This window comes from Variovorax sp. YR566 (assembly GCF_051992195.1).
Lineage (GTDB): Bacteria > Pseudomonadota > Gammaproteobacteria > Burkholderiales > Burkholderiaceae_C > Variovorax.
Window position 1 is genome coordinate 6,355,286 of record NZ_CP197092.1, and the last position, 23,820, is coordinate 6,379,105.

Sequence of the window (23,820 nt, forward strand, 5' to 3'; positions counted from 1 at the left end):
TATGAGCGCCTCCAACTTCGACGAACTCGACCTCTTTGTCTGGGAAGGCAAAGCCGACATCCTCGACCGCATCGCGCGGTGCATGGCGAGCTTCGACGTGGAGGTGATCCGGGCCGATGGCCTGCCGCCTCCGCCGCAGGATCGCGGTGCCGCGCTGCGTCCCTCGGTGGCGATCATCAGCGTCACGGTCATCGACAGCGGCGGGCTGGCGCATGCCACCGAGCTGCTGCAGGGCATGCCGGTGATCTGGGTTGCGGCGGGTTCGCGCGAGCGCGATTCGCGCACTTATCCGCCCGAATATCTGCACGTGCTGCCGTACGACTTCACCTGCGCGGAGCTGCGCACGATGGTCGCCAAGCTGGTGCGGCAGTTGCGCGCGCGCGAGGTTGCGCCGCAGCCGCCCGATGTGCTGGTGGCGCACTCCGAAGCGATGAAGGCGCTGCTGGCCGAGGTGGGCGCCTTTGCCGACTGCGATCACAGCGTGCTGGTGCGCGGCGAAACGGGCGTGGGCAAGGAGCGCATTGCGCAGCAGCTGCACCTGGGGCACCAGCACTACAGCAAGGGCGCGTTCGTGGCGGTGAACTGCGGCGCGATTCCCGACGGGCTTTTCGAGTCGCTGTTCTTCGGCCACACCAAGGGCTCGTTCACGGGCGCGGTGCATGCGCATCGCGGCTACTTCGAGCAGGCCACGGGCGGCACGCTGTTCCTCGATGAAATCGGCGACCTGCCGCGCTACCAGCAAGTGAAGCTGCTGCGCGTGCTGGAAGACAGTGCGGTCACGCGGCTGGGCGCGACGGCGCCGGTGCGCGTCGACTTCCGGCTGGTGGCGGCCACCAACCGCAACCTGCGCGAGATGGTGGCGAGCGGCGAGTTCCGCGCCGACCTGTTCTACCGGCTCGCTGTGATCGAGCTGCACGTGCCCAGCCTCGAAGAGCGCGGCGAGGTCGACAAGATCGCGATCTTCAAGGCGCTGCTGACCAACGTGCTGGGCGACGAGCTCGAAACGCTCGGCGAAACGCCGCACTGGCTCAGCGACGCGGTGGCCGAGACTTACTTTCCGGGCAACGTGCGGCAGCTGCGTAATCTCGCGGAGCGCGTGGGCGTGATCGCGCGGCAACTGCACGCATGGGACCAGAACCTGATCCAGCGCGCCATCGCGCTCACGCGCGGCACGCCCGCGCCGGCGATCTTCGCCGACCGCAATGGCATGGGCGGCGGCAGCAGCAACGGCAATGGCAGCTCGCTCGATGGCAGCGCCGACCGCAAGGGCTGGAACAGCAGCGAGCGCAACCGCATCATCGCGGCGCTGGAGATCAACGACTGGAAGCGCCAGGACACCGCGCAGCACCTGGGCATCAGCCGCAAGGTGCTGTGGGAGAAGATGCGCAAGTACCAGATCCTCGACGGCGAGCCAGGCATCCCCGAAGACGCCTGACCGACGACAGCGGCCTCAGGGCGTCGAAAGGCGCGGGGTCCTGCGCAGCGGCGGGTTCGCTCCAGCCGCGTCCACGCTGCGCTCGGCCACCGGCTCGCTCGCGCAGGCCGTGTTGCTCGAGATGCAGAGCTTTGCCAGCAGGCCGTCTTCCGTCAGCACCTGGCGGCTGGGCGCGCCGAAGAGGCGGTCGATCCAGCCGTTGGTGCCCACCGGGTCGATGCGCAGTTCGCCGGTGGTGCGCGCCAGGCGCAGCTCGGAGATGCGCAGGTCGAACACGCCATCGACGTAGTCGAACAGCAGCGTGTAGTAGTCGAGCTGCGCGTCGAGCACCTTGGGCAGGGTCTCGCGACCGAACTCCATCAGGCGGCGGCGACCACGGAAGGCCTGGCCGGCGGTGCTGACGGCTTCCATCAGCTGCTTCTCGCGCTCGCGGCCGGAGACGGTGCGCGACCACGATGCCGACGTGAGCTCGAACAGGTTGAGCTTCACGCCTTCGAGCTTGGCCTCCTGGTTGGCGACTTCGGCCAGCGCCGACTTCAGGCGCAGCTGCCGGTCGAAGCCGTTGCCGAAGTTCCAGTTGAGTTCGACGGCCGCGCGCGTCGGGTCTTGCGGCGACACGCCGCGCGGGTCTTTGCTCTTCACGAGCACGGCGTCGAGCGACGGGTAGAGGCTCGCGTCCTGCTGGTCGGCCAGCGCCTTGGCGCGGTCGATGCGGCCCTGCGCCTCTGCAATTTCGGTGCTGCGCGACTCTGCGCGGCGCAGCGCCTCTTCCTGCGAGCCGATGCGCCATTGCGTCGGTGCCGCAAGCACGGGCAGCGACTCGGGATTGGGCGAGAACTTGAAGTAGTTGCGGAACTTGGCGAGCGCCTCGTCGCGCTGTGCCTCGAAGTCGGACTCACGCGCGGCCACCAGCGCGCGCCGCGAGGCCGCCATGTTCAGGTCGTTGTCACCGCTCACGCCCAGCGCCACGCGGCGGGCCTCGGCCTTGGAGATTTCGGCCACCACTTCAGTGGCCTTGTGCGCGATCTGCTTCTTGAGGTCGAAGCGCTGCACCTGCAGGTAGGCGGTGAGCGCGTCCAGCACCACCTTCTGCGAGGTGGTGATGACGGCTTCGTCGTCCGCCTGGTTGCCCGCTTCGGCGGCGCGCTGTGCGGCGCTCATGGCGCCGCCGTCGATCAGGCTCATGCGCGCCTCGGCGGTGAGCACGGTGTAGCTTTGGGTCTTGGCGTTTTCCGCGCCGCTGTTGTAGTTGCCGGACGAAGTGCCGAGCTTGAAGCGCGGGTAGCGCGCCTGCTTGGCCGCATCCACGCTGTAGCTGCTGGTGTTGGCTGCCGCCTGCGCGGTCTGCACTTCCGGGTATTCCTGCGACAGCGTTATCAGGGCCTGCTTCACCTGCTGGGTGTAGCTCGCGGCGCCGAGCGACGGCGGGGACAGGCGGCGCGCAAGCATGAGCGTGGCACCTGCCTCCTGCTGCTGTTGTTGCTCCTGCGCAAAGGCGGCGGGCGGCAGCGCGAAGCTCGCGCACAACGCTGCGCAGACAGCGCCGGAGCCCATGCGGCGCAGGTCGACCGGTTTGCGGTACTTCATGGTTCGCGGAAGGCTTCGCGCCGCAGCTTGAGCACAGGTCGCAGGATGTACCAGATGAACGGGTCGGTGCCCACACGCAAGTCCACTTCGGACTCCATGCCGGCGGTAATGCGGTTCTCGTCGCGCCCCACGTGGGACTGAGACATGCTGATGAGCAGCCGGTAGTACGGCGCGCCGCTGGAAATGGCCGGGTCGCGGTCGGCGTCGGCCGCCACCAGCTTGACCTTGCCGTCGACCGCGCCGTAGCGCAGGTAGTCGTAGGCGGTGATCTTCACGCGCGCCTGCTGGCCCACTTCGATGAAGCCGCGGTCGTTGGGATTGAGCCGCGCCTCGACCATGATCTCGTCCTCGTCGGGCACCACTTCGAGAATCGACTCGCCGGGCTTCACCACCCAGCCCGGGCTGGAGTTGCGCAGGCCCTTGACGATGCCGTCCGACGGCGCCTTCACCACCGTGCGCGAACGCTGGGTGCGGGCACGCGCCAGGTCTTCGCTCAGGCTGGCGAACTGCCGCTCCACCGTGGCCAGTTCATCCGATGCGCGGCGGCGAAAGCGCCCTTCGGCCTCGGCCATCTTGGCCTGCGCCTCGGTGATGGACGCGTTGGCTGAAATCACGCCCTGGCGCGCCACCGCGAGTTCGCTGCGCGCGCTCTCGGCCTGGCGCCGCTTCTCCAGCACCTCGACCTGGCCGACCAGTTTTTCGCTGAGCAGCTGCTCGGAGATTTCGAGTTCCTTCTGCGCCAGCACCAACCGGTCACTCAAGCCCTTGACCTTGGCCTGCTGCTCCAGCTGCTTGCTGCGCGCCTGCTCCAGGCCCGACACGGCGCCTGCCATCACGCCGCGCTGTTCGAGCGCGCGCGCCTGGTAGGCGCCGGTCTCGCCTTCGAACACGGCTTCGTCGATGTCGGTGGCAAAAGATTCGCGCTTGAGCGGCTGGCCGCGGCTCTCGGCGATGAGGCGCACGCGGGTAGCCTGCGTGGCGGCATAGCGGGCAGTGAGTTCTTCGAGGTTGAGGCCGCTGCCGCCAAGGTCGATCTCGACCAGCGACTGGCCCTGCTTGACCTTGTCGCCTTCCTTCACCAGCACGTTGCTGACGATGCCGCCTTCCAAATGCTGGATCGACTTGACGCGGTCAGAAGGGATCACGCGGCCGGGCGCGACCACCACGGTCTCCATCGGGAAGCCCAGGCCCACCAGGGCCAGCACGCCGATCGCGCCGCCGATGATCCACTGGCGCCGCCGCCCCTGCGGCGAGGTCTGGGCCGCGCGCTTGTCGTTCTCGTCCTGAAGAATCTGCGGCAAATCTGATTTCAAGTCGCGTCCCCGGTCACTCGTCATTCGCGCATCACGCCATCGAGCGGGAGGCCGTGGCCCCCGCTGCGCCGTCTTCCGCATCGCCCAGCGCGACCAGCGGTTTCTTCACGCCGAACAGCTTCGGCACCATCACCGCGGCCGTGCCCTGCTCCACATTGCCCAGCCCCGTGACGTGGTAGACCACGCTGGCGGCGGAGACGATGCGCAGCGAATGCGTGACCACCACCACGGTGCGCACCTTGGCCACCGCGAGCAACGTGGCGAGCAGGTTGCGCTCGCTCTGGAAGTCGAGGTCGTTGCTGGGTTCGTCGAGCACCAGCACCGAGGGCTTGCGCAGAAAGCTCATGGCCAGCGCCAGCTTGCGCCGCTCACCCACCGACACGCCGGTGCCGCCTTCGCCGACCATGGTGCGGTAGCCATCGGGCAGCCGCGAGATGAAGTCGTGCGCGCCCGAGAGCTTGCAGGCCGCAACGATCTGCTCGTCGCTCTGGCCCGGGGCCGTGCGGCGCATCACGTCGATGAGCGAGCCGCCGAACCAGTAGACCTCCTGCGAGAGATAGCTGATCCAGTGCGACAGCTCTTCGCGGCCGAACTGCGAGAGGTCGTACTCGCCGATGCTGACGATGCCGCGCGTGGGCGTGTACAGGCCCGACAGCAGCTTCACCAGCGTGGACTTGCCCGCGCCGTTGCGCCCGACGATCACGTGCAGCCCGCCCGGGCCGATGTCGAGGTCGACGTTTTCCAGCACCGGCTGCTGCGCCGTTTCGGTGAAGCTGAAGCTCACGTCCTTCAGGGTGATGCGGCCCAGCGGCTGCGGCAGCGTCATGCCCGTGGGCGGCTTCTCGACCGGTTCGCGCAGAACGGTTTCGAGCCGCTTGGCGGCTTCCTTCGCGGTGGCCAGCGAGCGCCAGTTCGACACCAGCCCCGCCACCGGCTGCAGCGCCTTGAGCGCCAGCATGTTCGATGCGACGAGGCCGCCCACCGTCATCCACTGCTCCATCACCGAGACCGCGCCAACGGTCACCACGACGACCGAGAACACGGTGAGCAGCACGGTGGTGCCGTCGCGCGCGGTTTCGATCTGGCCGTTCTTGCTGAAGCTCTCGGTGAGCCATGAGTTGTAGGTCTTGCGCCACATCTCGATGGTCGGCGCGTCGTTGGCCTGGGCCTTGAGGGTTTCGCGCGCGTTGCAGATCTCGGCCGTGACGCGCTCAAGGCCACGGCCGCGCTGCACTTCCTCGACGCGGCCGGAGCGCACTTCGTCGGCCCACCACCACGCCAGGAAAGACATGATGGCCAGGAACAGCGCCACCACCGGCAGCACCGGCAGCGCGACGATGCCGATGACGATGAGCGCGAAGATGGCCATCGGCAGGTCGAAGATCGATTGCGCGAGCCCGCCGGTGACGGTGCCGCGCACCGAGGCCACGTCGCGGAAGTACAGGTGCCACACAGAAGCAGGCCGTGCTTCGAGCGCGCGCAGCGGGCGGCCCAGCATCGAGTTCAGCAGCGCGCCCGACACACCGTGGTCGATGATGGCGCCCGCATTGCGCAGCAGGCGCGAGCGGCGCGTGCGCAGCCAGAACTCGATGCACAGGAAAAACAGAATGCCGCTGACCAGCGCGGCAAGCGTCGAGGTACCGCTGCGCGAGAGCACGCGGTCATACACCTGCAGCAGGAAGATCGAAGGCAGCAGCCCGAACAGGCTGATGGGTAGCGAGCGCCACGCCGCGCTCTTCACCAGCGGATAGGCCGCTCGGAATGCGGCGTTCAAGGCGCCCGCATAGGGACTGGCGCCAGGTTCGTCTGGCGTGTCGGCAACCAATTGACTGGGCAAGAGGAACTTGATCATGGGAAAGAGCCGATCCGTCGTGCAATGACGCCTGCGTCATTATCAACTGTTACCCGGCTGTTACAAGGCAAAAATTCACTCGCCGTGCACATCAACACGACAGCTTTCGCCTCCCATGAACCGGCTCCGGTTGCGCGGCGCTTCCCTTGACCGCGCAACCGGCCGGACTCCCTGCTTTGGCCTCCCTGTTTGATTGGGGCAAACCCTCTGCGAACACCAATGCGATGTTGGCGCACAGCAGCATGCAAAGCACCCATGCGCACAGCAGTTGCAGCCAGCCCAGCCACCAGCGGCGCAACGGCTGCCGACGCAGCGGCACCTCATGTTCGAAGGGCGAGTTCGCAAGTACGTTCCATCTCATGGCAGTGCTTTCAAAACCCGGGCCAACCGGGACAGGCCGACGCCCGCTGAACTCTTCGCCAGCACCCAGTCGCCGGGCTGCAGCAGGCTGCCGAGCGCGGTCGACAGATCGGACACGTCGACGAACCAGTGCGAGCGCACCTTGGTGCGAATGCGCGTGTGCAGTGCCCGCATCAGCGGGCCGCACAGCAGCACGCGATCGGGCTGGGAGGCCAGCAACTCGGCTTCGAGGTCGAGGTGGTGGCGTTGCGCGGCGGGGCCGAGCTCCTGCATGTCGCCGAGGATCGCCACGCGGCGCGACGGCTCGCAGGGCGCCTGCGACAGCAGCTCCAGCGCCGCGCGCATCGAGCTCGGGTTGGCGTCGTAGGTCTCGTCGATCAGCTTGAAGCTGCCGCCGCCGATGTGAATGGTGTGCAGTGCGCCACGGCCGCCCGGCGGCTCGAAATGCGCGAAGGGCTCGACCGCGGCCGCCAGCGGCAGGCGCATGGCCTGCAGGGCCGCGAGCGCGGCGATGGCGCTCGCGCCCATGTGGCGCCCCGGCGCATTGAGCCGCAGCTGAAAGGGCTCGCCCGCCACCATCGCCTGCACTTCGCCATGGTCGAAGGCGAGCAGGCGCACGTCGGCGTCCTTGTGCTCGCCGCAGGTCACGATCTGCAGTTGCTGCGCCATCGCCGCTTCGGCAAAGGTCGCGAACTCGGGCATGTCGCGGTTGAGCACCACGCTGTCGCCCGGGGCCATGGCCTGGAAGATCCGGCTGTCGAGCCGCGCTGCGGCCTCCGACGGGCCGCGGTGTTTCTGCGACGCGGCCGACAGCCCCGTCACCACCACCAGCGAAGGCCGCACCAGCTGCGCCGACGCCGGCATGTGCGAGGTGCCCATCTCCAGCACCCAGTAGGCCGCGTGCCGCGGCATGCAGGTCATGTTCCAGGCGATGCCCGATGGCAGGCTGACGTTGCCCTCGGGCTGGCCGACCTCGCCCCACACGGTGAGCGCGCCGGCCAGCATGGCGGCGACGGTGCCGCTTGCCGCGCCGTTCGTCGCGCCGCTGCCGAGCACGCCGCACACGCGGCCGGTGAACTCGGCGCGCGCATGGTCGCCCAGCTCCAGCACGGCCTGCAGCACGTTCGACACCTTGAGCACGGGCACGCGCTTGTCGAGGTGCGGCTTGGGGTCGGTGCACAGCACGGCTGCCGCCGGTTGCAGCACGCCCTTGAGCGTGACGGCCGCCAGTGGTGTCTTCGACGGCCGCGTCTGGTGGTCGAACACCACGCGGCCCTTGCGCATGAAAGAGCGCTGCGCCACGCCGGTGGCGCGCCAGCCGTCCTCGGGCTTGACGACCCATTCGCCGCCGGTGACGCGTGCCATCTCGCTCGCGGTCCAGACGGCGCCGTCGTCGCGCGCGCCGCCCACGCCGGTGCTGCCGCCGCCGCCAGTGCCGGCCGCTCCGGGCGAGGCGCGCCGCTCCACCAGGTAACGGTGATAGGCGACGAAGCCCGACACGTACTGCTCGACGTCGTCGATGCGCACGCGGAACGAGTGATGGCGGATGAAGAACGAGCCGACGACGGTGGAAGGCCGGCGGAAGTACATCGCCATCTCGGGCCAGAAGAAGCCGTTGAGCAGGTAGTGCGCGCGGTAGTCGAGCGCGCGGTAGAACTTCTCGACGTCGAGCTCGTCGAGCAGGTGCCGCATCGCGGGCATGCCCTCGAGCCGCTGGAGCATCTGCTGCGCGGCCAGCATGAGTTCGAGCAGCGTCGGGAAGGTGGTCTTCCGGTCGAGCACGAAGTCCAGATACCCCGCCACGTTCTGCAGGCCGAAGCGAAAGTACTTCTCCTGCGGGCTCCAGTGCGTGAGTTCGTACACGCAGCAGCTGAGCCAGTGGTCGTGCGCCTGCCAGTGCTGGCTGGAGATGAAATGATCGAACGCCTTCTCGACCACGGCCAGCCATTGCGGGTCGCGCGTGAGGGCATACAGGCGCATGAGGCCGTAGGCCGCTTCGCCGTCGTAGTAAATGATGCGCGAGGCCTGCTTGACCGTGAGGTCGGCCGCATGCAGCACGTGGTTGAAGCGGCCGGTGGCCGGGTCTTGCAGCGAGGCGATGCCGAGCGCGAGCTTTTCCAGCAGCGGCAGCCAGCGGCGCGTGTCCGTCAGCTCGCAGTACTTCACCAGTGCGAGCACGCAGGCCGCGTTGCCGCCGAGCTTGATCTCCCCGCCGGTGTCTACCAGGAACGCCACCGCGCGCCCGTCCAGCAGCGTGTAGTCGCGGATCAGCGAGCTCGTGAGATGGTCGAGCGAGCGGTCGATGGCCGCGCGCAGCGTTTCGTCGCGCGTGAGCTCCCACGCTTCGATCATTGCGTAGAGCGCGCTCGCATGGCGCATCGCGTCGTAGGTCGGAATGCGGCGGTCGAAGCACGGAAAGTAGCCGTACACGAAGAGGCCGTCGCTCTGCACCTGGCGCGCCAGGTACGACGAGCCGCTGCGCACGAGGTCGAGCACCGACTGCGGGTTGAGTGCCGGCAGCTGGCGGCGGCCCGCGTCGAGCCCCGTGCCCACCAGCTTGTGCACCACGCCGTCGGGCTGGCAGAACACGCCCACCGTGGCGAGCAGGTAGACCGGCTGGTCCGAGGGCATGTCCAGCGGCGGCGAACTCTGGAAACGCGCCTGGCCGTAGACCTCGAAGTTGCGCGCGTTCACCACCGAATGCGGAATGGTCGAATCGCCGCACAGCATGGCGTTGGCGTTGAGCTCCTGCTCGGTGAAGGCCAGCGCGAAGTCTTTGTCGAAGGCCAGGCCGAGGCGGAAGTAGTTGCGCTTGACGGCGGTGAGCTGTGTCTTGAACTGGGCCCAGTCCATCGGGCTCGCGCCCTCGACCCAGTCGATGCGCAGCCACGGCGACACGATGCCGCGCTCGCGCACCCAGCGCTCGGCATGCTCGGCGCCTTCGCGCCAGGCGGTCTCGAAATCGGCGGCCCGCGCGTGCACAACGTGTGCGCGCTGCGAGCCATCGCTCACGGAGAAGAACAGCGTGAACGCCGGGTACGGGGCAGGCAGCGCCGCGCACACCGACACCAGGCGTTCGTGGCAGGCGTGGAGCTGGTCTGGGAAGGACATCATTCGGCTCCGGACGAATGCGGGAGACCGGCCGCGCCCGTCATCTGCTCTCGCTTTGATGACGTGTGCGTGGGCCGGAAACCGCCGTCGTCGAAGTCATCGCGGTGATCCGGTTCAGCGGTAGCTGAATTCGGCTCGGCGATTGAGCTGATAGCCCTCCTCGGTGGTTTCGAGCGACGCTGGTTTTTCCAGGCCCCAGCTGATGGCTTCGATGCGCTCGGCGGGTACGCCGAGCTGCGTGAGCGTGCGCTGTACCGAATCGGCACGGCGCTGGCCCAGCGCGAGGTTGTACTCGCGGCCGCCGCGCTGGTCAGTGTGGCCTTCGATCACGACCCGGCTCGCCGGCCGGTTGCGCAGGAAGCTCGCATGCGCCTCGACGATGTTGCGATCGCCCGGCCTGATGTTGTATTTGTCGAAGTCGAAGTAGACGATCTTCGGCACGCCGACCGGTCCGTTCTGCGGCGGCGGCGGCGGTGCCGGCTCCACCTTCGGCACCGCGGTGGCGGCCTTGTTCGAGTAGTAGTACGTTGCATCGTCGCGGCCCGCTTTCGGGGCCGCGCAACCCACGAGGGCTGCGCCGAGGGCGACGATGGTCAGTGTGCGGAAATTCTTTTTCATATCGGTCCTTTCGAGGGACAGGCCGGTGGTGGCCTGTCCCTGGTGCTGCAGCAGCTACTAGCTCCCTCGCCCCTCTTCCTTCTTTGTCTTTTAGTGATCAGCCCAGCAGACCGTGAAGGATGTTCGTCACGGGCGACGCGGCGTGCTCGACCAGGCTGGTGATCGGGGTCACGACATCGGTCACCAGCGGGGTGACTGCATGTTCGACACCGTTCACCACGCTGCTGACAACGTCTGTCACCGGAGCGGTCGCCGTCGTGGCACCGGCCAGGATGTCGGTCACCGGAGCCGTCACGTCGTGCACCGCGCTCGTCGCGTTCGAGACGATCGGGGTCACGGTGTCGGTCAGGCCGCTGGCGACCGAGGTCACCGGCTGCAGGATGTTGGCCACCGGGCTGTCGGCGCCGGTCAGGCCGCCGAGCAGGCCACCCACCAGACCGTCCTGACCCAGGAGGCTGCCGACGAGGCCGTCGTTGCCGAGCACACCGCCGAGCAGGCCACCGGCGTCGCCACCGGTCACGCCGCCAAGCAGGCCACCCACCAGGCCGTCGTCGCCGAGGATGCCGCCGAGCAGGCCACCGGTGTCGCCACCGGTCACACCGCCGAGTACGCCGCCCAGCAGGCCGTCGTCACCGAGGATGCCGCCGAGCACGCCGCCGGTGTCGCCACCGGTCACACCGCCGAGCACGCCGCCCAGCAGGCCGTCGTCACCGAGGATGCCGCCGAGCACGCCGCCGTCGCCACCGGTCACACCGCCGAGTACGCCACCCAGCAGACCGTCGTCACCGAGGATGCCGCCGAGCAGGCCGCCGTCGCCACCGGTCACGCCGCCGAGTACGCCACCCAGCAAGCCGTCGTCACCGAGGATGCCGCCGAGCAGGCCACCGTCGCCACCGGTCACGCCGCCGAGTACGCCACCCAGCAAGCCGTCGTCACCGAGGATGCCGCCGAGAAGACCGCCGTCGCCACCGGTCACGCCGCCGAGCACACCACCCAGCAAGCCGTCGTCGCCGAGGATGCCGCCGAGCAGGCCGCCGTCGCCGCCGGTAACACCGCCGAGCACGCCACCCAGCAGGCCGTCGTCACCCAGGACACCGCCAAGGAGGCCACCGTCGCCGCCGAGCACACCGCCCAGCAGGCCATCGTCACCCAGGACACCGCCAAGGAGGCCACCGTCGCCGCCGAGCACGCCGCCCAGCAGGCCGTCGTCACCCAGCACGCCACCGAGGAGACCACCGTCGCCGCCGAGTACGCCGCCCAGCAGGCCATCGTCACCCAGGACACCGCCAAGGAGGCCGCCGTCGCCGCCGAGTACGCCGCCCAGCAAGCCGTCGTCGCCCAGAACGCCACCGAGGAGACCGCCGTCGCCGCCGAGCACGCCGCCCAGCAGACCGTCGTCACCCAGGACACCGCCGAGCAGGCCACCGTCGCCGCCGAGCACACCGCCCAGCAGGCCGTCATCACCCAGGACGCCGCCAAGGAGGCCGCCGTCACCGCCGAGGACGCCACCCAACAAGCCGTCGTCACCCAGCACCCCGCCGAGCAGGCCATCGCCCCCCAGCAGGTTGGCCACACCATCCGTCAGGTAGTCGACTTGAGCCGTGACACCATTCAGCAGCGCGGCCGTCGTGTTCGCGCCGAGCAGTTGATCTGTCAGCGGGCTCAGCAGGCCGCTCACGCCGCCCGCAACCTGGCCAACGAGGCCGTCGACCGGGTCGAGCACGTTGGGGTCGTTCTCCGTGAAGCTGGTGCCGAGCACCGGGCCCAGCAGGCCGTCGACCGTGTCGGTCAGGCCGTCCGCGACGCCGACAACCGGCCCGAGTACGTTGCCCAGGCCGAGCCCGCCCAGCAGGCCGGTGTTCAGGCCGTCGGCCAGGTTGCCGAGCACGCCGTCGGCCGGGTCGAGCAGCGCCGCGCCGGTGCCCGGGGTGCCGCCACCGCCGATGCCACCCAGCACATCGCCGAGCAGACCGCCAAGCAGGCCGTCATCACCCAGCAGGCCACCGACCGGACCGTCTTCGCCCAGCAGGCCGCCAACCAGGCCATCCGGCCCGAGCAGGCCGCCAGCGAGGCCGTCGCCGCCGAGCACGCCGCCCAGCAGGCCATCGTCGCCCAGCAAACCACCCACCAGACCGTCGTCACCGAGCAGGCCGCCCACGATGCCGTCGCCGCCCAGCAGGCCGCCGACCAGACCGTCATCGCCCAGCACGCCGCCCAGAAGGCCATCGCCACCGAGCAGGCCACCCACCAGACCATCGTCGCCCAGCACGCCGCCGAGCAGGCCGTCGTCGCCGAGCACACCGCCCAGCAGGCCGTCGCCGCCCAGCACGCCGCCCAGGAGGCCATCGCCGCCGAGCAGACCGCCGACGAGGCCATCGTCACCCAGCAAGCCGCCGACCAGACCGTCGTCAGCGAGCAGGCCGTCGAGCGCGCCGCCCAGGAGACCGCCTTCGCCACCGAGCAGGCCACCCAGCGGGCTGTCGGAGATGAGGCCGGAGATCGCGCCGTCCTGGCCGAGCAGGCTGTCGACCAGGCCACCGTGGCCCAGCAGCTCGCCGGTGAGGCCGCTGCTGCCCAGCAGACCCGAGAGGGCGCCGTCGCCGCCGAGCAGACCGCCCACGAGGCCGTCGTCGCCCAGAACACCGCCCAGTGCGCTGCCGTCGCCGAGCAGGCCACCCAGCAGGCCCTCGTCACCCAGCAGGCCGCCGGTCAGGCTGCCCACCGCGCCGTCGCCGAGCAGGCCGCCCACGAGGCCGTCGCTGCCCAGCACATTGCCGAGCAGGCCGCCCACGGCGCCGTCTTCGCCCAGCAAGCCGCCGACAAGGCCGTCTTCGCCGAGCAGGCCACCGACAAGGCCATCGTCAGCCAGCAGGCCTGACACCAGGCTGCCGTCGCCGAGCACGTTGCCGAGCACGCCGCCCAGGAGGCCGTCGTCGCCCACCAGTTGGTCGGTGAGGCCGCCGAGGCCGAGGGCGTCGGTCAGGCCGCTGATGATGCCGTGGTCACCGATCAGGTTGGTCAGGCCGTTGTCCAGCGCGTCGGTCAGGTAGTCGACCTGGCCCAGCACCGTGCCGAGGATGGCGGTCGTGGCGCCCTCGCCCAGCAGGTTGTCGAGCGTGGGGCTCAGGGAGTCGCCCAGCAGGCCGGTCACGCTGCCGACAGTGTTGTCGATAGGGTCGAACTGGTTGGGATCGTTCGGCGTGAACTCGCTGCCGAGCACCGGAGCGAGCACGTCGTCGAGCGTGTCGGTCAGGCCGTCGACCACGTTGTTGACCGGCGTGAGCGAGTCGCCAAGGCCGAGCGCATTGCCGAGGCTGTCGGTGACGTGACCGACGGCGCCGTCGCCTGGATCGAGGAGGTGGTCTGCGTCTGCGTCTGCGTCTGCGTCTGCGTCGGCATCGGCATCGGCGTCGGCATCGGCATCGGCATCGGCATCAGCGTCCGCATCCGCATCGGCATCGGCATCCGCATCGGCATCGGCATCCGCATCGGCATCGGCATCGGCATCGGCATCGGCATCGGCATCGGCATCGGCATCGGCGTCGGCATCGGCGTCAGCGTCCGCATCGGCATCGGCATCGGCATCGGCATCTGCATCTGCATCTGCATCTGCATCTGCATCTGCATCGGCATCGGCGTCGGCGTCGGCGTCGGCGTCGGCGTCGGCGTCGGCATCGGCATCAGCATCGGCATCGGCATCGGCATCAGCATCAGCATCAGCATCAGCATCAGCATCAGCATCAGCATCAGCATCAGCATCGGCATCGGCGTCAGCATCGGCATCGGCGTCGGCATCTGCATCTGCATCACCGTCCGCATCCGCGTCGGCGTCGGCATCTGCATCCGAGTCGGCGTCCGCGTCGGAGTCGCCCGGCGTGGTGGGCGTGGTCGGATTGCCCGAACCGACGAGCAGCGGAACAACGCTGTCGCTGCCGCCGCCGCCACCGCTGAGGGCGGCGCCAAGCGCTGCGGCGCCCAGGGCGCCGAGTGCGAATTCACCCAGCCCGATGCCGCTGCCGGCTGCGAGCTTCTTGGTCACGGCCAGGGCCGCGGCATCTGCGTCGCTGTCCGGCGGGGTCACTTGCAGGTCGCCCGAGGCGACATCCACATTCACTTGTTCGAGGCCGCCCGGCAGCTTGGTCGAGCCGATGGTGGCGTCGGTGCCGCCGGTGAACACACCGGCCAGCGGGGCCTTGTTGGTGGCCGATCCGGGGAAGAGAACATTGGCGTGGCCGTCCTGCGGAACGATCACGCGGTCGCCGGCCATCAGAGTCTGATTGCCATCGACGGGAATGCTGACACCGTCGCGCATCACTGCGACACCCGGCGTGGCATTCGATAATGTGCCGATGCTGGACGGGCCAGCAGTTGCGGCGGGCGCCGCCGAACCCAGCGAGGCAGGAGCGCCCAGCGGAGTGACGGTGGCCTGGGCAATGACCACAGGAGCGACGCCAGCGGCGGCAAGTCCTTCGGTCGAATTGGTCGATGCTTGTTGAGCGGTCATGGCAGCCTCTGTGACAAAAGATGCCTACTAAGGGGCAACTAGCGTGCCGCTTTTTTCGCGCCCCATGCCAAAGCGGTCCATGGCAATGCAACCTGTTGATTTGTATGGAGATTTTTCTTTAAGCGGGGGTTTCCACCGGGGTGTGGAAACAGCTCGTAAGAAGGTCATTTGGCGATTCGTTACGTAACGATGTAACGCCCTGTACCCGGAACATCCGACACATCCCAAGCTCCCGAAGCCGCCTGCGAAACGGCTCGCAAACACGGCCCCCACACACGGCTCCCATCCCTCTTTTTCTTCTGCTCTATCTATATATGTTCAACCCCTCCCAGGAAGACGTGCGCCGCTTCTTCTGCGACGTGTACGCCAAGCACCGGCAGGGCCTGCCGATGGAAGCGCTAGAGACCATCGCGGCCGGCTGGATCGACGAGCACCCCGAGTACCACGAGGACCTTGTCGATGCCGACGCGGCGGTGGCGCGGGTGTACGACGGATCGAACGGGCGCGAGAACCCGTTCCTTCATCTGTCGATGCATCTGTCGATCAGCGAGCAGTGCTCCATCGACCAGCCGCGCGGCATCCGCCAGGCCGTCGAGCTGCTGGCAGCGCGCCGCGGCTCGCTGCTGCATGCGCATCACGAGGCGATGGACTGCCTGGGCCAGATGATGTGGGAGAGCCAGCGCGCGGGCAGGCCGCCGGATGGCGAGGGCTACGTGGCCTGCGTACAGCGCAGGGCCACGAAAGACTAGCCAGTTAGCCGCGAGAGGTTTTCCTGGGCCGCTGCGGCACCGCGCCCTGCTGCTTCGCAGCCTCGCGCAGCAACGCGGCCATGGCGCCGCGCAGCGCCGAAGGCTCGGCATCGCTGCGCTGCAGCAGCCCGACCGGCTCTTCGGTGCCAGCCGTCTCGATGCGCAACCGCGCGAGGCGCCCGTCCGCCAGCTCGCCGCGCGCGGCGCCCAGCGGCGTGATCCATACCGCATCGGACACCGCCACCAGCGCGCGCGCCACCGCCACGTCGAGCGTCTGCAATGCGTTAGCCGGCAACACGAGGCCGCGCGCCGACAGGAAGCTCTCGGTGTTGTGGCGCGGGATCGTGCCCTCGCCGTACACCACCAGCGGATAAGCCAGCACCGCCTGCACCGACGCCGCCTTCAGCGCCAGCGGATGGCCCGCGCGCACGGCGAACACCAGCGGCTCGGTGTACAGCAGCTCGAAGCTCAGGCCGCCCATCAGGCGCGGATCGCTCATGCGGCCGACCACCAGGTCGAGCTCGCCGGCGCGCAACTCGTCGAGCAGCGTGGGGTTGGCGGCGCTCTTCACCACGATCTGCACCGAAGGCCGGCTGTCGCGCAGCCGTGCCAGCGCCATCGGCAGCAGGGCCGGCGCCACGCTCGGCAGCGCGCCGATGCGCAAGCGCTCGATGCGCCCGCCAGCCGCCGGCGCCACGGCCTGCGCGCTGGCATCGAGCGCTTCGAGCACGCGCAGCGCATGCGCGAGCAGTTGCTCGCCGGCTGCCGTGAGACCCTGCACGCCGCGCCGGCCGGCCTTGCTGCGCTCGACCAGCCGCGTGCCGACAATCGCCTCCAGCTCGGAGAGCGTCTTCGACACGGCCGGCTGGCTCAGCGCCAGCCGTTCGGCCGCGCGCGCGAGGTGGCGCTCCTGCGCTACGGCAACGAGGCAGCGCAGGTGCCGCAACTGCACATTGCGCACGAAGTCCTGGCGAAGATCGGCGGAATCTTTCAATGCCTTCTGGTTATTGAGAACGGAGCAATCTTCAATTTACATCATCGGATGCCGCTTCTAAAGTGGCGGCTTCCGGATTCGTCCCACGACAGGAGACAACGTACATGTTGACCAAGACCAAGGGCCCCTCGCCCATCCTCACCCCGCGCGACTGGGAAGCCCACCCCAGTTATGTCTACCCCGGCTACAAGTCCACCGTGAAGCGCGGCCCGCAGAAGCCGCTGATTCCGCTGAAGGCCTCGCTCGGCGAACTGCAGCAGCCGGTGTACGGCCACGACAGCATCGGCGAGTTCGACAACGACCTCACGCGCAACGCGCGCCGCAACGGCGAACCGCTGGGCGAACGCATGATCCTCACCGGCCAGGTGCTCGACGAGCGCCGCCGCCCGGTGGCCAACACGCTGGTCGAGCTGTGGCAGGCCAACGCCGCCGGCCGCTACGTGCACAAGGTAGACCAGCACGACGCACCGCTGGACCCGAACTTCCTGGGCGCGGGCCGCTGCCTGACCGACAGCGAAGGCCGCTACCGCTTTCTCACCATCAAGCCCGGCGCCTACCCCTGGGGCAATCACCCGAACGCATGGCGCCCGCAGCACATCCACCTGTCGCTGTTCGGCCAGAGCTTCGCGAGCCGCCTGGTCACGCAGATGTACTTCCCCGGCGACCCGCTGATGCAGTACGACCCGATGATCACCGGCACGCCCGAGCGCTACCGCAACCGGCTCATCGCCGATTTCAGCCTCGACATCACCGAAGAGGGCTACGCACTGGGCTACCAGTTCGACATCGTGCTGCGCGGCGCAGACGAAACGCCTTTCGAGAACCGCTGAGCCAGGAGACACACACCATGTTGATGACCGCACAGGAAGCCGACTTCGGCCAGACCCCCTCGCAAACCGTGGGCCCCTACTTCGCCTACGGCCTCACCGCCACGCAGTACGGCTACGACTTCGACCAGCCCTTCGACGCCGTGCTGGCGCTCGACAAGGCCAGCGGCCAGCGCATCCGCCTCGAAGGCCGGGTGATCGACGGCGACGGCAACCCGATCAACGACGCGCTGGTCGAGATCAGCCAGCCCGACGGCGAAGGCCGCTACCCGCAGACGCCCGACGAGGCACGCGCCATGGGCTTTCGCGCCTTCGGCCGCGTCGGCACGGGCACCGCCGAAGGCAACCGCTTCGTGTTCCACACCGTGAAGCCCGGCGCTGAATCGCCCGGCGAAGCGCCGCACATCAACGTGATCGTGCTGATGCGCGGCCTGCTGCTGCATGCGTTCACGCGCGTGTACTTCAGCGACGAAGCCGAAGCCAACGCGAAAGACGCAGTGCTGCAGAGCGTGCCGGCCGATCGCCGCCACACGCTGATCGCCGAGCGCGTGGAGCAAGGCGGCGCAGTGACGTATCGCTTCGACATCCGCATGCAGGGCACTGACGAGACTGCCTTCTTCGACGTCTGATCTCAGGGAAATCCCGGACGCAAAAAAGCCCGCTCGCAGCGGGCTTTTTTGTTATGAGCGAAGCGCTTATTCGGCGCCGTGGTGAATGCGCGATTCGGGCACCGTCTTCAGTTCGCCGGGCAACGAGCTGATGTAGCTGGCCAGCGTCTTGAGCTCGGCGTTGGTGAACTTCTTGTCTTCGACCTGCTGGCCCATCACCGCATTCGAGCGGCCGAGGTGCGGGTTGTTCTTCACGCGGTACGACTTGAGCGCGACGAACAGATAGTCGGCATGCTGGCCGGCCAGCTTGGGCACGGTGCCGTCGTTCGGCGTGTTGAAGTTGGCGCCGTGGCACTTGGTGCAGTTGTTGTCGGCGTTGCGGGTGATGAGCGCCTCGACGTTCGAGGGCGTGGCCTTGGCCAGCGTGGCCGGCGGTGCACTGCCGTCCTTCAGGCCCAACTGGCTGTAATAGGCAGCGAGGTCGGCGATGTCCTGGTCGGTGAGCGTGTCGGCAATGGCACGCATGGTGGGATGCTTGCGGTCGCCGCCCTTGTATGCGGTGAGCGCGGCCGTGATGTACGTGGCGCTCTGGCCGGCGATCATCGGCACCTTGTGGATCTCCGGGAAGCTGGCCTGATAGCCAATGATGCCGTGGCAGCCCACGCACATCGCAACCTTCTTTGCTCCGTCCTGGGCCTTGCCAGTGACTTGCTGGGCTTCAGCCGAGACCGTCACGCAAGCGACAGCAAGGGCAAACATCGTGGTCAACAACTTGTTCATTTTGCGCGCACAATCTCGTGGAGAGTACAGTTTTTCGAATCAACATTCGATTATATGCAGGGGTCCCCTGGAACCCTGTGCAGGCCAACCCTGAGGCTGCACAACGCGTGTCAAGTGTGTTCTTTTCTCCACCCCAGCCTCCGTCTCACTCATCTCACTCATGAAATTCCAGGGCTCAGACAATTACGTCGCCACGCAAGACCTGATGCTCGCGGTCAATGCGGCCATCACTCTCAAGCGCCCGCTGCTCGTCAAGGGCGAGCCCGGCACGGGCAAGACCATGCTGGCCGAGGAAGTGGCCCAATCGCTCGGCCTGCCGCTGCTGCAGTGGCACATCAAGTCGACCACCAAGGCACAGCAGGGCCTGTATGAATACGATGCCGTGAGCCGCCTGCGCGACTCGCAACTGAAGGACGTCGACGGCGGCGAGCGCGTCAAGGACATCCAGAACTACATCATCAAGGGCGTGCTCTGGCAGGCCTTCACGGCCGACCAGCCGGTGGCATTGCTCATCGACGAGATCGACAAGGCCGACATCGAATTCCCGAACGACCTGCTGCGCGAAATCGACCGCATGGAGTTCTATTGCTACGAGACGCGCGAACTCATCCGCGCCAAGCACCGTCCGGTGGTGTTCATCACCTCGAACAACGAGAAGGAACTGCCCGACGCCTTCCTGCGCCGCTGCTTCTTCCACTACATCAAGTTCCCCGATGCCGAGACGATGAAGCACATCGTCGCCGTGCACTTCCCTGGCCTGAAGCAAGAACTGCTCACGGCCGCGATGAAGACCTTCTACGACGTGCGCAACCTGCCCGGCCTGAAGAAGAAGCCCTCGACCTCCGAGCTGCTCGACTGGCTCAAGCTGCTGGTGGCCGAAGACATTCCGCTCGAAGCGCTGCAGAGCAAGGACGACAAGGTCGCCGTGCCGCCGCTGGTGGGCGCGCTGCTCAAGAACGAACAGGACGTGACGCTGTTCGAGAAGCTCGTCTTCATGCAACGCAACAACCGCTGAGTCCATGAGCCAGACGCCGCATCCCACGGGGCAGCTGATGAAGCTGGGCATTGCCCAGGCAGTGCTGTTCGTGCTGGGTGCGCTGCTCGGCCGCGGGTTGGGGCTGCTGCTGGGCCTCGATGCCTTCGGCGCCGCCGGCTACGGCAACAAGGAAATCTTCGGGATCCTGCTGATCGGCCTGGGCGGCGGTGGCGGGGTGCAACTGGCGCGCGCCTGGTACGTGCGCAAGTATGGCGATCCCAAAGGCTGAAAACACAAGAGAGTTTGAAATGGCGTTCGTCGAACCCGTCACGCTGAAGGCCCGCGGCATCGCGCTGGTGCCGCTGTCGCTGGCTCATGAAGAAGGCCTGCGCGCCGCAGCCGCCGACGGCGAACTGTGGAAGCTGCGCGTCACCTCGGTGCCCGAGCCGCAGGACACGCGCGCCTACATCGAGACCGCGCTGAAGACCGCCGACCGCTTCGCCTTCGCAGTGACCGACGAGGCCACCGGCACAGTGCTCGGCAGCACCAGCTTCCACGACATCCTGCCGGGCGTGAAGCGCGTGGAGATCGGCTACACGTGGTACGCCGCGCGCTGCCAGCGCACGCACGTCAACACCACCTGCAAGCTGCTGCTGCTCGCGCATGCCTTCGACACGCTGAACTGCAACGTGGTGGGCTGGCGCACCGACAACTTCAACTTCGCCTCGCAGCGCGCCATCGAGCGCCTGGGCGCGAAGAAAGACGGCGTGATCCGCGGCCACGTGATGCGCCGCGACGGCACCATCCGCGACACCGTCATGTACAGCCTGCGCGCGGGCGAATGGCCCGAAGTGAAGGCCCAGCTGCTGTACCTGCTCGACAAGCCGCGCGGCTGAAACACAAGGAGCGCCCATGCTCATCGACTTCTTCTACACCCTGCGCTCGGCCAAGCTGCCGGTGTCGGTCAAGGAATACCTCACTCTGCTCGAAGCCCTGCAGGCCGACGTGGTGGGGCCCAACTCCGACGGCGCCTACGGCATCGACGACTTCTACTACCTCTCGCGCACCGCGCTCGTGAAGGACGAGAAGCACTACGACAAATTCGACCGCGCCTTCGCCGCCTACTTCAAGGGCGTCGAGATGCTGACCGACTTCACGAAGGAAGTGCCGCTCGACTGGCTCAAGAAGACGCTCGAACGTGAGTTCACCGCCGAGGAAAAAGCCAAGATCGAGAAGATGGGCTGGGACGAGCTCATGGAAACGCTCAAGAAGCGCTTCGAGGAGCAGAAGGAGCGCCACGAGGGCGGCAGCAAGTGGATCGGCACCGGCGGCACCTCGCCCTTCGGCAACGGCGGCTACAACCCCCAAGGCATCCGCATTGGTGGGGCCGGCAAGAACAAGAGCGCCGTGAAGGTGTGGGACCAGCGCGCCTATAAGGACTACGACGACACGCAGGAGCTTGGCACGCGCAACATCAAGGTTGCGCTGCGCCGGCTGCGCAAGTTCGCGCGCGAAGGCCACGACGAAGAGCTGGACCTCGACGACACCATCCACTCGACCGCGGCCAATGCCGGCTACCTCGACATCAAGATGCGGCCCGAGCGCCACAACAACGTCAAGGTGCTGCTGCTGATGGACGTGGGCGGCACGATGGACGAGCACATCCAGCGCGTGGAAGAGCTGTTCTCGGCCGTGAAGACCGAGTTCAAGCACCTCGAATTCTTCTACTTCCACAACTGCGTGTACGACTTCATGTGGAAGAACAACAAGCGCCGCTTCTCCGAGAAGTTCGCGACCTGGGACATCCTGCGCAAGTACAACAAGGACTACAAGCTCATCTTCGTCGGCGACGCCACGATGAGCCCCTACGAGATATTGCAGCCCGGCGGCAGCGTCGAATACAACAACGAAGAAGCCGGCGCCGAGTGGATCCAGCGTCTCACGCACACCTTTCCGAAGTTCGCGTGGATCAACCCCGAGCCGCAGGGCGTGTGGCAGTACCGCCAGAGCATCGCGGTGATGCAGCAGCTCATGTCGAACCGCATGTACCCCCTGACCCTGCGAGGCCTCGAAGACGCGATGCGCATGCTGTCCAAGTAGGACGAAGCCATCTGTATCCGGACGCTTCAGGAACCGGCGAATCTTGCTGTCAGAATCCGCCCATGGTCAGGGTGGTTTCAGTTTCTTCGCCGGCATGGTGGCCGGCTTTGCTTTTTTCCGGCGTCCTGCTCTTGCAAGGCTGCAGCCTGCTGCCGAAGAAAGAGGCGCCCGAAGACAACAAGCCCGCGGCCGGCCTCGTGCGCAGCGGTGCTGCCGACAGCACTGCCGCCACTGACGACGGCAAGGACGACGACAAGAAAAAAGCCGACAAGCGCGACGCCTTCACCGTCGATGTGCGCGGCCCCGAGGCCGTGCGCGACTACCTCAAGCTGCACCTCGAGATCCAGCGCTACCGCGAGCTCGACGACCTCGGCGCTACCGAAATCTCCCGCCTCATGGTGGCCGCCGAGGCCAATGCACGCGAGCTGCTCGGCACCATGGGCTACTTCTCGCCCACGCTGACGCTCGAACTCAACGAGACACCCGAAAGCACCAAGGCCCCGCGCGAAATCGTCATCACCGTCTCGCCCGGCGAGAGCACCAAGGTGAGCAACGTGCAGATCAGCTACGGCGGCCCGATCGCAAACGACGCAACCGCCGAGGCGCAGCGCGATTCGATCCGCACCAACTGGGCCCTGCGCGCCGGCCAGCCCTTCACCCAGCAGGCCTGGGACGATGCCAAGACCACCGCGCTGCGCAGCCTGACGGCCAAGCGCTTTCCCACCGGCAGCATCGAGATCAGCCGCGCCGAAGTGGACGCCGACCGCAGCGAGGCCCGCCTCAGCGTCACCTACCAGTCAGGCCCGGCCTACAAGTTCGGCCCGCTCATGCTGCACGGCATCCAGCGCTACGACCCCGACGGCGCACGCCGCATCGCCCGCCTGCCCAGCGGCACCGACTACGACCAGCAGAAGCTGCTCGATGCCCAGCAGCGCCTGGCCAGCAGCGGCTACTACGACTCGGTGTTCCTCACGCTCGACACCGAGAGCGGCAACCCGCTGGCCGCGCCGGTGATCGCGCAGCTGCGCGAGGCGCCGCTGCAGAAGGTGGTGATGGGCGTGGGCTTCACCACCGACAACGGCCCGCGCCTGTCGATCGACCACATCCACAACCAGATTCCGCTGCTGGGCTGGCGCTCCGTCTCGCGGCTGTCGGTCGACAACGACATCAAGTCGCTCGGCACCGAGTGGAAGGCGATTCCCGACGACCGGGGCTGGCAATGGTTCTCGGGCGCCGAACTGAAGAGCGAGCAATCGGGCAGCTACGTGGTCGACAGCGGACGCCTGCGAGGCGGGCGCAGCAAGTCGGGCGACCACATCGACCGCAGCTACTTCCTGCAGTACGACTACGCGCAGAACCGCGGCATCAACGCACCGCCCTCGGCCTCTGCCGTGACGGCCAACTGGGGCTGGACCGGCCGCTATTTCGACGACAACGCGTCGCCCTCGCGCGGCTTCGGTCTCGCACTCGAAGTGGCCGCGGGCTACACGCTCACCGGCGAGCAGACGCCCTTCACGCGCACCTACGCGCGTTGGCTCGGCGTGCTGCCGCTGGGCGCAGCGGACGACAAGGAAGCACGCGCGCGCCGCAGCCGCCTGCAGCTGCGCGTGGAGGCCGGCGCGGTGTCGGCCAAAGACAGCGCGCAGATCCCGTCCACGCTGATGTTCCTGACCGGCGGCGACACCACCGTGCGCGGCTACAGCTACAAGCAGATCGGCACCGTGCGCGCCGACGGCCAGACCGTTGCCGGCCGCTACCTCGGCGTGGCCAGCGTGGAGTGGCAGCGCCCCTTCGTCTACAACGGCAAGCTCACCGAATGGGAGAGCGTGGTGTTCGCCGATGCCGGCGCCGTGGCCGACAAGCCCGGCGAGCTCAAGCCCAAGGTGGGCGTGGGCGTGGGCGCGCGCTGGCGCAGCCCCGTGGGGCCGGTGCAGGCCGACCTGGCCTACGGCGTGGACTCGAAGAAATTCCGCCTGCACTTCCGCCTCGGCTTCACCTTCTGATTT

Annotated in this window: 18 protein-coding genes; 9 read left to right on the forward strand and 9 right to left on the reverse strand. The window is 67.7% G+C overall.

Translation table 11 applies throughout. From position 1 onward, the window contains the following. Position 1: 1 nt before the first annotated feature. Positions 2 to 1,435: a sigma 54-interacting transcriptional regulator gene (locus ACTG4X_RS29790; RefSeq protein ID WP_093057547.1), complete on the forward strand. Its 1,434-nt coding sequence runs from the start codon at positions 2 to 4 to the stop codon at positions 1,433 to 1,435. Positions 1,436 to 1,450: 15 nt separating this feature from the next. On the opposite strand, the gene ACTG4X_RS29795 is transcribed toward ACTG4X_RS29790, so the two are convergent. From ACTG4X_RS29795 to ACTG4X_RS29825, 7 genes are all read right to left on the reverse strand, one after another. Further along, positions 1,451 to 3,022: a TolC family protein gene (locus ACTG4X_RS29795; RefSeq protein ID WP_440532638.1), complete on the reverse strand. Its 1,572-nt coding sequence runs from the start codon at positions 3,020 to 3,022 to the stop codon at positions 1,451 to 1,453. Further along, on the reverse strand, positions 3,019 to 4,335 hold the full coding sequence (locus ACTG4X_RS29800; RefSeq protein ID WP_093079720.1) for an HlyD family type I secretion periplasmic adaptor subunit: 1,317 nt from the start codon (positions 4,333 to 4,335) through the stop codon (positions 3,019 to 3,021). The genes ACTG4X_RS29795 and ACTG4X_RS29800 overlap by 4 nt, the downstream gene beginning before the upstream one ends. A gap of 31 nt (positions 4,336 to 4,366) precedes the next feature. Next, positions 4,367 to 6,187, reverse strand: a complete 1,821-nt coding sequence (locus ACTG4X_RS29805) for a peptidase domain-containing ABC transporter (protein WP_258352953.1) — start codon at positions 6,185 to 6,187, stop codon at positions 4,367 to 4,369. 91 nt (positions 6,188 to 6,278) lie between these two features. After that, positions 6,279 to 6,548 (reverse strand): hypothetical protein, encoded by a 270-nt coding sequence (locus ACTG4X_RS29810; RefSeq protein WP_093057543.1) that lies wholly within the window; start codon positions 6,546 to 6,548, stop codon positions 6,279 to 6,281. Next, entirely contained in the window at positions 6,545 to 9,661 is a 3,117-nt protein-coding gene (locus ACTG4X_RS29815) for a glutamate ligase domain-containing protein (protein WP_097198023.1), read from the reverse strand. The genes ACTG4X_RS29810 and ACTG4X_RS29815 overlap by 4 nt, the downstream gene beginning before the upstream one ends. Positions 9,662 to 9,772: 111 nt before the next feature. Continuing rightward, complete coding sequence (pal, locus tag ACTG4X_RS29820; protein WP_093057541.1) at positions 9,773 to 10,276, reverse strand: peptidoglycan-associated lipoprotein Pal; 504 nt, start codon at positions 10,274 to 10,276, stop codon at positions 9,773 to 9,775. 97 nt (positions 10,277 to 10,373) lie between these two features. Beyond that, the gene (locus ACTG4X_RS29825) at positions 10,374 to 14,780 is read right to left on the reverse strand and encodes a hypothetical protein (RefSeq protein ID WP_440532639.1); all 4,407 of its coding nucleotides are present in this window, start codon (positions 14,778 to 14,780) and stop codon (positions 10,374 to 10,376) included. A gap of 314 nt (positions 14,781 to 15,094) precedes the next feature. On the opposite strand from ACTG4X_RS29825, the gene ACTG4X_RS29830 reads away from it, so the two are divergent. Beyond that, positions 15,095 to 15,529: a DUF1841 family protein gene (locus ACTG4X_RS29830; RefSeq protein WP_093057539.1), complete on the forward strand. Its 435-nt coding sequence runs from the start codon at positions 15,095 to 15,097 to the stop codon at positions 15,527 to 15,529. A gap of 4 nt (positions 15,530 to 15,533) precedes the next feature. On the opposite strand, the gene ACTG4X_RS29835 is transcribed toward ACTG4X_RS29830, so the two are convergent. Continuing rightward, positions 15,534 to 16,523 (reverse strand): LysR substrate-binding domain-containing protein, encoded by a 990-nt coding sequence (locus ACTG4X_RS29835; RefSeq protein WP_426390418.1) that lies wholly within the window; start codon positions 16,521 to 16,523, stop codon positions 15,534 to 15,536. A gap of 104 nt (positions 16,524 to 16,627) precedes the next feature. Between ACTG4X_RS29835 and pcaH the strand changes: the two genes are divergently transcribed. Both pcaH and pcaG read left to right on the forward strand, forming a co-directional pair. Further along, positions 16,628 to 17,353, forward strand: coding sequence for a protocatechuate 3,4-dioxygenase subunit beta (pcaH, locus tag ACTG4X_RS29840; RefSeq protein WP_093057537.1), 726 nt, complete (start codon positions 16,628 to 16,630; stop codon positions 17,351 to 17,353). 17 nt (positions 17,354 to 17,370) lie between these two features. Further along, positions 17,371 to 17,979, forward strand: a complete 609-nt coding sequence (gene pcaG, locus ACTG4X_RS29845; RefSeq protein WP_440532640.1) for a protocatechuate 3,4-dioxygenase subunit alpha — start codon at positions 17,371 to 17,373, stop codon at positions 17,977 to 17,979. 66 nt (positions 17,980 to 18,045) lie between these two features. Here the strand turns inward: pcaG and ACTG4X_RS29850 are convergent, their stop codons facing one another. After that, positions 18,046 to 18,738, reverse strand: coding sequence for a c-type cytochrome (locus tag ACTG4X_RS29850; protein ID WP_093057535.1), 693 nt, complete (start codon positions 18,736 to 18,738; stop codon positions 18,046 to 18,048). Between the two features lie 160 nt (positions 18,739 to 18,898). Here ACTG4X_RS29850 and ACTG4X_RS29855 point away from each other — a divergent pair, with 160 nt between their 5' ends. The 5 genes from ACTG4X_RS29855 (at position 18,899) to ACTG4X_RS29875 (ending at position 23,817) form a co-directional block, all read left to right on the forward strand. Then, on the forward strand, positions 18,899 to 19,753 hold the full coding sequence (locus ACTG4X_RS29855; protein WP_093057534.1) for an AAA family ATPase: 855 nt from the start codon (positions 18,899 to 18,901) through the stop codon (positions 19,751 to 19,753). Positions 19,754 to 19,757: 4 nt separating this feature from the next. Then, positions 19,758 to 20,003: a hypothetical protein gene (locus ACTG4X_RS29860; protein WP_093057533.1), complete on the forward strand. Its 246-nt coding sequence runs from the start codon at positions 19,758 to 19,760 to the stop codon at positions 20,001 to 20,003. 19 nt (positions 20,004 to 20,022) lie between these two features. After that, positions 20,023 to 20,610 carry a GNAT family N-acetyltransferase gene (locus ACTG4X_RS29865; RefSeq protein WP_440532641.1) on the forward strand — a complete coding sequence of 196 codons (588 nt, stop codon included), beginning with the start codon at positions 20,023 to 20,025 and terminating at the stop codon, positions 20,608 to 20,610. 16 nt (positions 20,611 to 20,626) lie between these two features. After that, positions 20,627 to 21,814, forward strand: coding sequence for a vWA domain-containing protein (locus ACTG4X_RS29870; protein ID WP_093057530.1), 1,188 nt, complete (start codon positions 20,627 to 20,629; stop codon positions 21,812 to 21,814). 62 nt (positions 21,815 to 21,876) lie between these two features. Further along, a complete protein-coding gene (locus tag ACTG4X_RS29875) occupies positions 21,877 to 23,817 on the forward strand; it encodes an autotransporter assembly complex protein TamA (RefSeq protein ID WP_440532642.1) in 1,941 nt (646 codons plus the stop codon). Positions 23,818 to 23,820: the final 3 nt, after the last annotated feature.